Raw genomic sequence first — 12,874 nt, forward strand, 5'->3', positions numbered from 1 at the left:
TATAAAATGCTGCTTAACAGGCGCAGGCGGGTAATTGGTCTTCCGATAAAGGTATAACCTGTCTTTCCAGTACAATACCGCTGAATTTTTCCCTGATCTCATTCAGAATGCTATCCACTTCAGCCAATGTTTTTACTGTTACCAGCCTGGTACGGAATTCTTTAACGTGCGACAACCCTTTCAGGTAATTGGAATAATGGCGACGCATTTCCAGAATGCCTACTATCTCACCTTTCCATTCAACCGATTTATGGGCATGGGTGCGGCAAATTTCTACCCGTTCTTCAATAGTAGGCAGGGGCAGCATTTCGCCGGTTTGCAAAAAATGTTTTATTTCTCTGAATATCCAGGGGTAGCCAATGGCTGCCCGGCCTATCATAACCCCATCAACGCCATAGCGATTTTTATATTCGAGCGCTTTTTGCGGCGTATCAATGTCGCCGTTACCAAAAATAGGGATGTGAATACGGGGGTTATTTTTTACGGCAGCGATCAGCGTCCAGTCGGCTTCGCCTTTATACAGCTGGGCACGAGTGCGGCCATGAATCGTAAGGGCTTTAATACCAACATCCTGCAGACGTTCGGCCACTTCTTCAATATTTTTGCTGTTATCATCCCAGCCGAGGCGGGTTTTAACAGTAACTGGTAAAGAAGTAGATTTTACCACGGCCGATGTTAAGCGTACCATGGCATCAATATCTTTTAAAACGGCGGCGCCGGCGCCTTTGCTCACCACTTTTTTAACAGGGCAGCCAAAATTTATATCGACCAGATCAGGTTGAACGGTATCTACGATCCTGGCGCTCAGGGCCATAGCTTCTTCATCACCGCCAAAGATCTGAATACCAAAAGGGCGTTCAAATTCGTTAAAGTCAAGCTTTGCTCTGCTTTTGATGGCATCGCGGATGAGTCCTTCACTGGAAATGAATTCGCTGTACATCAAATCGGCACCGTTCTGCTTACAAACAAAACGGAATGGCGGATCGCTTACGTCCTCCATGGGCGCCAGTAGCAGGGGAAAATCGGGAAGGGAGATGTCAGCGATTCGTACCATGTTGTTTTTGTTTATCTTGCACCTTTTGCAAGAGTTTGCGAAGCTGCAAATTTACATACTAATCTTTGTTTACACCAGCCTATGAGCCGTCATTTAAGTATAAAAAAACCCTGGTCGCAATTGGGAGCTTTGCTTGGCATTTTTTGCATGATGTTCATTTTATCCGGGGCTGTTTCAATGATAATATATGCAGTCGGTGGTATTAAAAGCGCTGACTTCAATAATGTTCACTTTGTTAATGTTGCAAAAGTTATACAGGCAATATCTTCCATTCTGTTATTCATAGTACCGCCTTTTCTGTTTGCCCGTTTTTCCTTCACCGGCAATTATGGTTACTTTTTAGGATTCAGGAACGCTGAAAAGTCAAACATGTACATGCTTGCCATCCTGGGTATTATACTGGCTATGCCATTTGTTATCTGGCTGGGTCATCTTAATGAAATGATCCCCCTGCCGGAGAATTTAACAAAGATGGAAGAAGAAACAGTGAAACAACTGATGGCCATTCTTAAAGTAAGAAGCGTTTGGGATATTGTGATAAATGTTTTTGTTATTGCCTTATTACCGGCTATTGGCGAAGAACTGTTTTTCAGGGGAGCACTGCAACGAATTGTAATTCAGTTAACCCGTAATCCCTGGGTTGGTATTATTTTAACGGCTGTTTTGTTCTCTGCGTTACACTTCCAGTTTTCTGGTTTTCTGCCACGTATGTTCCTGGGTATTGTTTTGGGGGCCTTCTACTGGTTCAGTGGAAGTATTTATACAAGTATGATTGCGCATTTTGCCAACAATGCGGTGCAGGTTATAGCCGCCTCATATGCACCTAAGTTTGTTGAAAAGAACCCTCAAACGCCGGTACTGGCTGCCATGGCCAGTGGTATTGTGGTTTGGGCCATCCTGTGGTATTTTCAAAAACAGTCTACGGTTACCTATTCCAAAGTGTACGAGACCGATGAACTTACTTCTACCAATCAATTCATAGCATAAAAATAAGTGCTTTCACATATGGCGCTCAATGTAAAAACATTTAAAACCAGATCGCTTACCGCAGCGGTATTTGTAGTAGTAATGCTTACCGGACTGCTATGGAACCACTGGAGTTTTTTTGTATTGTTCTCTATTGTTCATTTTGGTTGCTGGACTGAATACCAGAAACTGGTTGGATTAATTGACCCTGATTATACTTCAATTACTCCTTTTCATAAATATGGCGTGAAATTGGCAGGGTGGTGCATCGTGTTGTATTTCACCAACGACCAGTTCAACATTTTCGGCTTGCCGTTGCATGAGATTGGCTGGTTCCTTGGGTTGTTGTTCTTATTTATTCTACCCATTGTAGAGTTGTTATTTGCGAAGGAAATAAAACTAAAGAACATCGGTTATTCCGCATTAGGACTGGTATACATTTCTTTATCGTGGGGTTTGATGATGGATTTGCGTTGTTCTTTTATTCCTCCAAGCAAGGAAGCGTTATTGATAAATCCGGATAGCTGGCAAAAGCTGATGCCCATTGCGATCATCGTTTCCATCTGGATCAATGATACCATGGCATACATTGTTGGATCATTGATTGGGAAAACGCCTTTTTCAAAGATCTCTCCCAAAAAAACCTGGGAGGGTACCATTGGTGGCGCTATTCTGTGTGTAGCGGTGATTGCATTGTTGGGAAATTTTACGGCACCTGCTTATGGCCTTAGTATAGGTCACTGGATTGCCATTGCTGCCATTGCTGCTGTAGTAGGTACGGCGGGTGATTTGCTGGAAAGCAAATTGAAAAGGGTGGCCAATGTAAAAGACAGTGGGCATATTATGCCAGGCCATGGAGGTTTTTTAGACAGGTTCGATTCATTATTGTTAGCAATCCCATTTGTTTGGTTATATATTCAACTGGCACTAAAATGAAATTTTACCCATTGATCATTACCCTGATTTACATTTTATTAAGCTGTGCCCCCGCACCTAAAGAAGTTCCGGTACCCTTGCTGGAATTCAAGCCCGGTATGATTGATAAAAAATTGTACAAAGGCAAGATAAAAGATGGCAAACACTGGAAAGACAGTCGCGGTGAAAACATTGTGATACTTACACAAACCGGTGTTTACTGGTCCAACGTCTACGATGCTACCCGGGGCGCAAAAATATTTGCGTATCACTTCATAAAAGCGGCCGACAATTCGTTTAAAGAAATAGGGAAAATAAGTGAAGTGGTGGAAGAGTGTGCTTTTGAGGTGAAGTGCGATTTCTTTTACAATTCCCTTTCCATTACCGATCTCGATGGGGATGGTATTGCCGAGGTGGGCTTTATACTTTATAAGGGGTGCAAATCAGAACCTGGTCCTGAGGAAAAGAAACTGGTGTTTTATGAAGGCAAAGACCTGTACACGATAAAGGGAACTACCTCTGTGATAAAAGGAGCTGAAAAGCTGGGTGGCGAAAAGGTGGTGGAAAAGAAATTTGGAGAAGCGCCGGACGCATTCCTGGAGTTTGCCAACAAACAATGGAATAAATTTGGTGTTTCAATGGCGGTTAAATAATTGTTAACCGTAGTGCGAGACTATTTTGTAATTTTAGCCCCTAAAATTTTTAAATGACCATTCATAAAGAAGGCTACAAGAGTATATTGATCAGCGCGATAATTTTTGCTATTATTAACCTGGCATCGTTTCGTTTTTTCAGCCCTTCCATGGCCTGGTTAACCTGGTTAATATTTATACTTACTCTTGGCCTGGTGTTTTTCATTATTTCTTTCTTCCGGGTGCCTAATCGCAAACTCACCCAGGGCAGCAACCTGGTTATTGCGCCAGCTGATGGTAAAGTAGTGGTTATTGAAGAAGTGTATGACGAAGAGTATTTTAAAGACAAAAGATTACAGGTTTCTATATTTATGAGTCCGCTCAACGTTCACCAGAATCGCACTCCGGTGGCCGGTGAAGTGGTATACAATCAATACCATAAAGGTAAATTCCTGGTGGCCTGGCATCCCAAATCATCAACAGAGAATGAGCGTCATTCCGTGGTGATCCGCTATGCAAAAGGTGAAGTGCTGGTAAAACAAATTGCCGGCGCCCTGGCTAAAAGGATTATAAACTATATGAGCGTTGGTCAAAAAGTAGATCAGGCCGCTGAGATGGGTTTTATAAAATTCGGTAGCCGGGTAGATATGTTATTACCGCTGGGTACGAAAGTGAATGTACAATTGAATGAGGTAGTGAAAAATGGGGTAACTGTGATTGCTACTGTATAAACGGCAGTCGGCCCTCCTACGCTCTTCGACCGCCATAGCCGAAGGCGACGGCGGTAAAGCTTCGGCGGGCGAGGCAGACGGCAAACATGAAATAATATAAAGAAGGTGGCTCACTCTCCAAGGGTGGGCCACCTTTGTTTTAAAATATATTTTCCAATTCTTTTAATGAATACACGGTATAGGTTGGCTTAACTGCAGGCTCAATATGTAAATGGTTTACATATACCTGATCGATGCCGGCATTGATGGCGCCCTGGATATCAGCTTCGATATTATCTCCGATCATAATGCTTTCTTCCGGTAATGCTTTTGCTTTTTGAAAAGCGTAATCAAAGATCTCCTTATTGGGTTTTACGAGATTGCTTCCTTCAGAAGTGATCACTTCAATAAAGAAGTTATCGATACCCGAATATTTTAATTTGCTGTGTTGTATTTGTTCAAAACCGTTAGTGATCAAATGCAACCGGTACCCTTTATTGGTGAGGTAGGTGAGTATTTCAACCGTGTATGGAAATAATAATTTGCGGGTGGGCAACAGATCGAGAAAACGGGCAGCCATTTCCCTGGCCAGTTTTTCCTCGCCTATTTTAAATTCGAGCAGGGTAAGCCACATACGCTTCCAGCGCAGGTCGTCCATTTTTATAAACCCCTTCCTAAAGCGGTCCCACAACTTTTCATTGTGCGCGGTATAGTGCTCAAAAAAACTATCAAAGCTGTGAACCCCTCTTGTTTGTAATTCGTAGGTCAGGTACAGGTCTTCAAGGGTTTGGCGGCTGTTGGCATCAAAATCCCAAAGTGTATGGTCGAGGTCGAAAAAGATATGCCGGTACTTCATTCGGCAAGTTACAAAATATGTGTTTTGTAATTAATTTAGCAATTATGAATGTTGTAATTACCGGAGCATCAAGAGGATTGGGCAAGGCCATTGCCCATTTATTTGCACAGAACGGGCATAATCTTATTTTATCATCCCGTAATGAAGTGGCTTTATATAATGCCGTGCAGGAATTTATGACTGTATATCCTGCCATTACCGTGAAAGCCAAAGCCTTTGATATTTCCATAAAGGAGCAGGCGAAGGCTTTTGGCCAATGGGTATTGGGATTGGAGCTTCCTGTCGATGTGCTGGTGAATAATGCCGGATTGTTTGATCCCGGCAGTGTTTACAATGAGCCCGATGGCAATCTGGAACATATGATAGCGGTGAATTTATTCAGCGCTTATCATGTAACCCGCTCGCTTATTGATCAGATGATTGCTCAAAAAAGTGGCCATATTTTCAATATGTGTTCAATTGCATCATTGAAAGCGTATGCGAATGGGGGAGCTTATAGCATCAGCAAATATGCATTGGCTGGTTTTTCTACCAACCTGCGCGAAGAAATGAAACCTTTTGGCATAAAAGTTACGGCTGTGTTTCCGGGGGCTACAATGACCGATTCATGGGCGGGCAGTGGCGTTGATCCCAAACGTATTATGGAAGCGGATGACATTGCCAGGATGGTGTACGCGGCCTCACAGCTATCGATGCAGGCTTGTGTGGAGGAAATAATTCTCAGGCCTCAGTTAGGTGATCTTTAAAGGCAATGGGGAATTGGCAATGGGAAAAGGCAGACGGCAAATGGCTCGCCTCTTATCCGCCAGCCGGCGGATTCGGCAGGCGAAGCAGCCGGCAGAATCGCGACGCGGTTACCGCGCAGAGGTGTATTGCAGCTTACAGCCTAAAGCGGTATTTGGCTTTCAGATTGCGGCTGTTCTCCTATCCCCATTGCCCATTCCCTATTGCCTTATAACCATTCATCTCTTTAACGCACCTTTAACGCTATCATTTTTACCAGCCTAAACCGGCAAAATCTATATTTGTTACAGTTGGTAACGAATGTTAAAACTAATAGTATCAGGAAATTATTACATATCATTTTAGCAGGGCTGTTTTGTTGCCTGATAAACGGGCCATTGATGGCGCAGGTGAAGTTTTATACAATGGTCAGTGAATCTGACATTGCTGTACGCCAAACTTTCCAGGTGCAGTACATAGTTGAAGGTGCCAATAGCATCCGTCAATTTGAAGTGCCCCGGTTTAAAGATTTTGAGGTAGCAGAAATGTTCGATTACAGCACAAGCAGTTTTGGACAGGGACAGTCGCTCGACACCTATTCCAAAATAATTGTGTTGATGGCTTCCAAAAAAGGAAAGTTCACCATTCCCGGCGCTACAGCAGTGATCAATGGCAAACAAATGCGTTCCAATGCCGTTGCAATAGCTGTTAAGGCTGGCGTTCCGGGTATGAACAACATTAACCCCGATGATATTGATACGGAAGAAGAATCCCTGTTACACCCTGGTGAAAATATCAAAGATAAAATAGATAAGAACCTGTTCCTGCGGGTAGAGACCAGTAAGAATACCTGTTATGTTGGTGAGCCATTAATGGTGGTTTATAAAGCCTATTCCCGCCTGAACGCCAATTCACAGGTGGTAAAACGGCCTTCTCTAACCGGTTTCAGTGTGATGGAAATGGTGGATGCCTATGATGGCAAACCCGAGATTGAGAAATTGAATGGCCGCTCGTATTATACCAACCTGGTGCGTAAGGTGCAGTTGTTCCCGTTGCAGGAAGGCGTCTATACCCTTGACCCTGCCGAAATAGAAAGTGTTGTTCACTTTGTAAAAACCAATGAACCGGCCAGTAAAAAGCGTTCTCTATCACTGTATAACCGAAGCGGTACGCCTATGTATCCCCTGGCTGTAGATCACCGAACTATTTTACGTACAGCCCCGGTAACTATTACCGTAAAGCCCTTGCCTACGGCTAATCAGCCAGCTGATTTTTCCGGGGCGGTAGGTCAGTTTACCCTGACCGTTAAAACTCCAACGGCACCCATACATGTCGGCGACCTGGTGAAAATTCAGGTAACTATAAACGGTAGTGGCAACCTGTCGTTGCTTACGCCGCCAGCCATAAAATGGCCGAAGGGAGTTGATACGGCTGAACCTGCAGTAAAAGAAAATATCAATAAATATATTTTCCCCTTAAGCGGTTCCAAAACGTTTGAATATTCTTTTGCCGCCCCCGATACCGGCGACTTTATAATTCCGGTAGTGCATTTGCCCTATTACGACCCAAAAGAAAAGAAATATAAAACAGCTGCCAGCGATTCTATTACCATGCATGTATTGGCAGGGGTAAAAAAAGCAACGGCAGGCGCCCCTGCCAGTGTTGATCAGGGATCAGGTATTCAGCCTACCTTTTACTGGTTTGGCGGCATCGTGCTGGCAATAATTGCAGTTATTGGATACCAGGTCATTTCATTAAGGAATGCAAAAAAGAAAGAAAAGGCACGCCTTACGGCCACCCTTCCCATAAAAGAGACGCCCACGCCTCAACAAATAGTTACCCGTTTACTGGCAAACGCAAAACAGGCATTGCAGAATAACCAGCCATCCATTTTTTACCGGGAAGTGCAACAGGCGCTTTGGCAGGTTGTAAGAGATACCTGGCGGGTATTGCCATCGAAATTGAATAAATACCACACTACTCAGTTATTGGCTGAAAAAGGTGTACCCGATGAAACCATCAAAAACTTCTCGGCTATACTTGATGAATGTGAATGGGCTTTGTATACGCCCGATCAATCCATAAAAAGTATGGAAGGCCTGATGGATAAAGCGGAGGTCTTGTTGAAGGAACTGGTGGAGAATCGTGAATCGTGAAACGGCAAACGGCAGACGGCAGACGGCAGACGGCAAACGGCAGACGGCAAACGGCAGACGGCAAACGGCAGACGGCAGACGGCAGACGGCAAACGGCAAACGGCAGACGGCAAACGGCAGACGGCAAACGGCAGACGGCAAACGGCAGACGGCAGACGGCAGACGGCAGACGGCAAACCGACCTTCGCTACGCTCAGGTCAACTCAAAACTCAATAACCTACTAACCAACTAACCCAATAACTAAATAACTAACAAACTGGTTATTGATCAACTTGCTTATTTCATACGACCCTTACCAACCCCGTCACCTCTATCAACCTGCTACTGGTTACCGGCAATCCTCACTTTATTGCCATGTCAACGTGTTAACTGATCAACTGATCAACTACTCAGTATACTTATAACCAACGCCACGCACCGAATGAAAGTACCGGGGGTTTCGGCTATCGCTTTCAAAATATTTACGAAAGTTCAAGATGAAATTATCGATGGTACGGGTGGTGGGATACACATTGTAACCCCATACCGTCTGCAGGATCTTTTCCCTTGGCACCACATCGTTCTTGTTTTCGAATAAGAGCTTCAGCAGCATGGCCTCTTTTTTACTAAGCTGAATGCGCTGTCCTTCCTTTGTGAGTGCTTCCTGGGCATTAAAATCAATAGTATGGCCACCAAACTGATAGGTATCACCTACGGTGTCCTTGTCCTGCATTTTTTTATTCTTGTCAATGAGTTTCTGCACCCGCAGTAACAGCTCTTCGAGATTAAAAGGCTTGGTAAGATAGTCGTCGGCGCCTTTTTTTAACCCAAGTACCCGATCTGAGCTGGTGTTCTTGGCGCTGAGGATGAGAATGGGTACCTGGTTGTTTTGAACACGAACGGTTTCGGTTATGCTGATGCCATCTACATCGGGGAGCATAACATCGAGTATGATAAGATCGAAATATTCGTTTTGTATCTTTTGCAGGGCTTCACTCCCGGTATAAGCAGAAGTAATTTCATACTGCTCCAGTTCCAGGTTCAGCTTCAATGCTTCATGCAGGTTTTCTTCGTCTTCAACCAGTAATATAGATGGTTTATTGCTCATGGGCGTGTTTTACAGTAAAACTTACCATAAAAATACTGCCTCTGGGTAAATTATCAGCCACCTTGATGTGTCCGTGATGATCTTCTACAATCTTTTTACAAAGGTATAGGCCCAAACCGGTGCCTTTGGTGGTACGGGTGGTCTCATTACCTATGCGGTAAAACTTTTCGAACACCCGTTTCTTTTCATCGTCGGGTATGCCGGCGCCTTCATCCTGTACCTGAAACTGGATGGTCTTGCTTTTTTGAGTGAGTTTGCAGGTGATAATGCCTTCTTTGGGGGAATATTTGATGGCATTTTCAATAAGGTTATTTACCAGTATCTGTAACAGTAAGGAGTCTCCGTCAATATCTATCTCTGGTTCTATTTCACTTTGAAACTGTCTGTCGGGGAAGCGGTTGCGGAAATCGTTATAGGCAGTTTTTACCAGGTCAGAGAGGTCCAGTTCTTCTTTTGAAATGCGGTATCGGCCGCCTTCGAGTTGCGATGATACCAGAATGTTGCTGGCCAGTGTATTCAGCCGGTTGGTTTCCTGCAGGGTGGCCTGCAGCATTTTTTGTTTCTTTTCTTCGGGGAGGGAATATTTCAGCAGGGTTTCCAGGTTTAGTTTGGCTATAGCGATGGGTGTTTTTAACTCATGCGTTATAGCCATCATAAAGTTTTCCTGCTGGTTTTGTAAACGGATCTGCCGGCGTACGGCCTGATAAACAAAGATGGAAGCGATCAGGATCACAGCCAGGAAAATAGATCCTTCGCCAATGTTACGTATTTCTTTGATGTGTTTTTCCTGCACCAGTGACTGATATTTGGCGGGAAAGGTAGGATCATCCATTTTCAGTTCACTCATTTTGTAGCTGATCATCTGATGGTTTTGCCGTTGCAGGGCAATAAACCACCAAACCAGCGCTACAACAATGTAACACAGCAATAACCAGTAAACAATGCTGGCAATAGCCAATCGCTTTTTGGTAAATACGTCCATGTGGCCTACTTATAAATACTTATTGTGCTTTTTCAAGTCTTATACCCACATTCATTACGTTCTTCAAGGGGTCTTCCCGCATAATATTTTCCAGTTTAAAGCGGTAAGTGCCGGCGCTTAACCGTTCGGGAGATTGCGGCGGAGTAATTTGGATCCGGTGTTCAAAAATATCGTCCATACCACTGCCCAGCCAGCCTTTGTTATCGGTAGCCAGTTGCAGGTTAAGGGGCTGGTTGTTTACAACGCCACCAGGTGATTCGGTATGTACATTGATCCAGATGTTTTTATAACGATAGGCATCTGTATGTCTTATAACGATAAAAATATTATACCGGCTTAAAGTGTCTCTGGGGTCAATAGTAAAAGCTATTTCTGGCTTATAATTACTGCTCCAGGATTGCTGGGGAATGGTGGCATTTCTTTCAAAAACATCTACGGTACCACAGGCGGGAAGCAGGAAGTAGCAAGTAAGAAGCAGGATGTACGAACTATAAGTAAGAAACCTTTTTTTCAAGCGAAATGTTTTTACAAAGATAATTAGATACTGGTTTCCAGTTACCGGTTATCGCGCCTTGCGGGATAACCGGTACCCGGTAACCTTTATAATACGTTCAACACCTGTTCTTTTGCTTTTTCCAGCTCGTCTTTCATCAATACTACACATTTCTGGATAGTTGAATCATACGCTTTGGCACCGGTGGTATTAATTTCACGGCCTATTTCCTGCAGCACGAAAGACAGTTTTTTGCCTTTACTTTCTTCCGGCTCAGTCAGGATGTTTTTAAAATATTCGCAATGGGTTTTCAGGCGTACCTGTTCTTCGCTGAGGTCTATTTTTTCAATGTAGTAGATCAGTTCCTGTTCCAGGCGGTTGGGATCGTAGTTTTCTTTCCCCACATTATCTTCCAGTACTTTAGTTAACCCTTCCCTGATCTTTGTTTTGCGTAAAGGTTCCAGGGTAGCAATAATGTCCTGTTGTTTTTGAATGTTGTTAATGCGCAACAGCAGGTCAGCTTCCATTATTTTACCTTCTTCAAGGCGGTGATTGGTAAGATTTGCCATAGCGGCTTCAATTACCTTTTCAAATTGTGCCCATTCATCCTCGGTTAGGGTATCACCGGTAGGGGTGATCACTTCCGGTAATTTGATGAGGGTGCTTAAGATATGGGAAGGATCGAGGTCCAGCGCCTTCGATAATTCGGCAATAGGTTGATAATAGGCTTTAGCCAGGTCGGTATTTATGCTTACGGGTTTGGCGGCACCGCTTTCTTTAAGACTGATCGTACAATCAATGGTACCTCTTCCGAGTTTTTTTGATAACAACGTTCGGATATCAAACTCGAAAGGCTTCAAGAAAGCCGGGATCTTTAAGGACAGTTCAAATTGTTTTCCATTCAGTGATTTAATGTCAACCAGGAAAGTTTTATCTCCCACGGTTTGTTCACTTCTTCCAAAGCCGGTCATTGATTTCAACATAACGTACCTTTTTTTAGCAAGGTAATGAATTATAGTTGAAGGTTAATGGTAGAAGGTGGAAGGGAGAAGCCCGATTTTGGGGGTTTATAACTGGTCGAAAGCCTTAAAATACATGGACCTTACATCTTATACTTTCAACTTTCAGCCAAAAAGACGGGTATAGATATCATTTTTATTCATTTCACGCATTTCACCCGGTAATAAACCATCTAAAGTGATGTTACCAATACGATAACGGATCAAACGAAGGGTAGGAAAGCCGGTTTGGGCCGTCATTTTTCGAACCTGGCGGTTCTTTCCTTCCGTTAACACCAGTTTGATCCAACTGGTAGGAATGTCTTTGCGATAGCGAATGGGTGGATTGCGTTCAGGTACTGGCGGTGTGTTGGTAAAACGCGTTGCTTTACATGGCCGGGTCCGGTATTTTGAACTGTTAATAGTTATAGTAACGCCCGATTGCAATTGTTGAATTGCTTTATCATGAATATCGCCATCTACCTGCACCCAATATTCCCGCTCGTGAGCAAAAGATGGATTTAACAGGCGATGATTTAATGAGGTGTCATTGGTAAGGATCAGTATTCCTTCACTGTCATAATCTAACCGGCCTACAGGATATACATCGGCAGGCACAGTAAAGAATGTTTTCAATGTGTGTTTACCTTCTTCAGAAGTAAATTGCGATAGTACCTGGAATGGTTTATAAATAATAAAGTAGCGATGCATATAAAACAAAATCTCCCGGTGAACCGGGAGATTTATTATGTGGATGGGTTAGTAAGTACCGGGAAATAAATTTCCCTCCACAATATTAAAAATAATTTTTTCTATCTAAAAAAATATTCTAATAAATTTTATTCACATTTTTTTTATGTAATGGGGAAAAGCGATGGCTTATTTCATCGTTATGTACAATGTTGAACATGATTTTATCTCCACTGCATGATAACAGCCATGTTGTTTTTATTTTTTACATCACTTGAAACATGTACTGGCAGCGGGTTGTACGCTATGTTGTATATTCAGTGATAAAAATGATCGTTGTTTATCGCATGTTTGCAATGCAACCTGTTTATACATGCATCACAGTAAGAAAATCCATTGAATACGCCGGTAATGGTAATTTTTTTTTTGGCAAAAAGATCATTGAAATGGTTAAAAGAAGGTCAGTATGGGTCTGTTTAATGACATGACCCGTTGTTGAAGGCGGGATGTTGATGCAGTTTAAGTAATAAACGGATGCGTTGATGGAAAATTCACGATGTATATTGTTAAGGAAAGTGATAATATATCAGAAAACATGAAACTGAAAGGAA

At 43.1% G+C, this 12,874-nt stretch carries 14 protein-coding genes; 7 read left to right on the forward strand and 7 right to left on the reverse strand.

All coding sequences use genetic code 11. From position 1 onward, the window contains the following. Positions 1–13: 13 nt before the first annotated feature. On the reverse strand, positions 14–1,054 hold the full coding sequence (dusB, locus tag J7I42_RS07005; protein ID WP_209138058.1) for a tRNA dihydrouridine synthase DusB: 1,041 nt from the start codon (positions 1,052–1,054) through the stop codon (positions 14–16). 81 nt (positions 1,055–1,135) lie between these two features. On the opposite strand from dusB, the gene J7I42_RS07010 reads away from it, so the two are divergent. Genes J7I42_RS07010 through J7I42_RS07025 form a run of 4 tightly spaced genes read left to right on the forward strand, consistent with a single transcriptional unit; the run spans position 1,136 to position 4,298 of the window. Continuing rightward, entirely contained in the window at positions 1,136–2,041 is a 906-nt protein-coding gene (locus tag J7I42_RS07010) for a CPBP family intramembrane glutamic endopeptidase (protein ID WP_209138059.1), read from the forward strand. Positions 2,042–2,059: 18 nt separating this feature from the next. After that, a complete protein-coding gene (locus J7I42_RS07015; protein ID WP_209138060.1) occupies positions 2,060–2,956 on the forward strand; it encodes a phosphatidate cytidylyltransferase in 897 nt (298 codons plus the stop codon). After that, positions 2,953–3,588: a M949_RS01915 family surface polysaccharide biosynthesis protein gene (locus J7I42_RS07020; RefSeq protein WP_209138061.1), complete on the forward strand. Its 636-nt coding sequence runs from the start codon at positions 2,953–2,955 to the stop codon at positions 3,586–3,588. The genes J7I42_RS07015 and J7I42_RS07020 overlap by 4 nt, the downstream gene beginning before the upstream one ends. Before the next feature lie 53 nt (positions 3,589–3,641). Next, entirely contained in the window at positions 3,642–4,298 is a 657-nt protein-coding gene (locus J7I42_RS07025) for a phosphatidylserine decarboxylase family protein (RefSeq protein WP_209138062.1), read from the forward strand. Positions 4,299–4,437: 139 nt separating this feature from the next. Here J7I42_RS07025 and J7I42_RS07030 read toward each other — a convergent pair whose 3' ends face one another. Then, complete coding sequence (locus tag J7I42_RS07030) at positions 4,438–5,133, reverse strand: YjjG family noncanonical pyrimidine nucleotidase (protein WP_209138063.1); 696 nt, start codon at positions 5,131–5,133, stop codon at positions 4,438–4,440. Positions 5,134–5,177: 44 nt separating this feature from the next. Between J7I42_RS07030 and J7I42_RS07035 the strand changes: the two genes are divergently transcribed. The 3 genes from J7I42_RS07035 to J7I42_RS07045 all read left to right on the forward strand — a co-directional run bounded on the left by J7I42_RS07035 (position 5,178) and on the right by J7I42_RS07045 (position 8,245). After that, entirely contained in the window at positions 5,178–5,879 is a 702-nt protein-coding gene (locus tag J7I42_RS07035) for an SDR family NAD(P)-dependent oxidoreductase (RefSeq protein WP_209138064.1), read from the forward strand. Between the two features lie 279 nt (positions 5,880–6,158). Further along, complete coding sequence (locus tag J7I42_RS07040) at positions 6,159–8,012, forward strand: BatD family protein (protein WP_209138065.1); 1,854 nt, start codon at positions 6,159–6,161, stop codon at positions 8,010–8,012. After that, entirely contained in the window at positions 8,009–8,245 is a 237-nt protein-coding gene (locus J7I42_RS07045; protein ID WP_209138066.1) for a hypothetical protein, read from the forward strand. Before J7I42_RS07040 ends, J7I42_RS07045 begins: the two co-directional genes overlap by 4 nt. A gap of 153 nt (positions 8,246–8,398) precedes the next feature. On the opposite strand, the gene J7I42_RS07050 is transcribed toward J7I42_RS07045, so the two are convergent. The 5 genes from J7I42_RS07050 to J7I42_RS07070 all read right to left on the reverse strand — a co-directional run bounded on the left by J7I42_RS07050 (position 8,399) and on the right by J7I42_RS07070 (position 12,284). Then, positions 8,399–9,100 (reverse strand): response regulator transcription factor, encoded by a 702-nt coding sequence (locus J7I42_RS07050; RefSeq protein ID WP_209138067.1) that lies wholly within the window; start codon positions 9,098–9,100, stop codon positions 8,399–8,401. Further along, on the reverse strand, positions 9,090–10,082 hold the full coding sequence (locus tag J7I42_RS07055) for a sensor histidine kinase (RefSeq protein WP_209138068.1): 993 nt from the start codon (positions 10,080–10,082) through the stop codon (positions 9,090–9,092). The genes J7I42_RS07050 and J7I42_RS07055 overlap by 11 nt, the downstream gene beginning before the upstream one ends. Before the next feature lie 19 nt (positions 10,083–10,101). Then, positions 10,102–10,596 (reverse strand): gliding motility lipoprotein GldH, encoded by a 495-nt coding sequence (locus J7I42_RS07060; protein ID WP_209138069.1) that lies wholly within the window; start codon positions 10,594–10,596, stop codon positions 10,102–10,104. Between the two features lie 86 nt (positions 10,597–10,682). After that, positions 10,683–11,558 carry a YicC/YloC family endoribonuclease gene (locus J7I42_RS07065; RefSeq protein ID WP_209138070.1) on the reverse strand — a complete coding sequence of 292 codons (876 nt, stop codon included), beginning with the start codon at positions 11,556–11,558 and terminating at the stop codon, positions 10,683–10,685. Positions 11,559–11,699: 141 nt separating this feature from the next. Further along, a complete protein-coding gene (locus J7I42_RS07070; protein WP_209138071.1) occupies positions 11,700–12,284 on the reverse strand; it encodes a pseudouridine synthase in 585 nt (194 codons plus the stop codon). Between the last annotated feature and the right edge of the window lie 590 nt (positions 12,285–12,874).

Origin of the sequence: Niastella soli (genome assembly GCF_017742245.1) — a bacterium.
Lineage (GTDB): Bacteria > Bacteroidota > Bacteroidia > Chitinophagales > Chitinophagaceae > Niastella > Niastella soli.